The organism is Larkinella sp. C7 (assembly GCF_006149005.1).
Taxonomy (GTDB): Bacteria; Bacteroidota; Bacteroidia; order Cytophagales; family Spirosomataceae; genus Larkinella.
Window position 1 is genome coordinate 1 of the sequence record NZ_VBSL01000231.1, and the last position, 355, is coordinate 355.

At 47.3% G+C, this 355-nt stretch carries 1 protein-coding gene; it reads right to left on the minus strand.

The window, feature by feature from the left end:
• Positions 1-75: 75 nt before the first annotated feature.
• Positions 76-355, minus strand: a 280-nt coding sequence (gene pyrR, locus FH871_RS35230) for a bifunctional pyr operon transcriptional regulator/uracil phosphoribosyltransferase PyrR (RefSeq protein ID WP_138995378.1), incomplete at its 5' end; no start/stop codon positions are given.

Genomic DNA, 355 nt, shown 5'->3' on the forward strand with positions numbered 1-355 from the left:
GCTTGGGAACATCACTAATATCGTATTTTATTTCTTCCACAACTACTTCCTTACTAAGGGGTTACTTCGAACGACTTATACCTCGTTTGGTTCGCTGATAGTTACCCGATCGTTTCCATCCACTTCGACCATTTCTACAGTGATGGCTTCTTCGGAGCTGGTTGGGATATTCTTACCAACATAATCAGCCCGAATTGGCAATTCACGGTGCCCCCGGTCAACCAAAACAGCTAGACTGACTCGCGCAGGCCGTCCCAAGGTAACCAGATTATCAATAGCTGCCCGAATAGTCCGACCGGTGTAGAGAACATCATCAACCAGGATGACATCCTTGGCAGTCACATCAACTGGCATG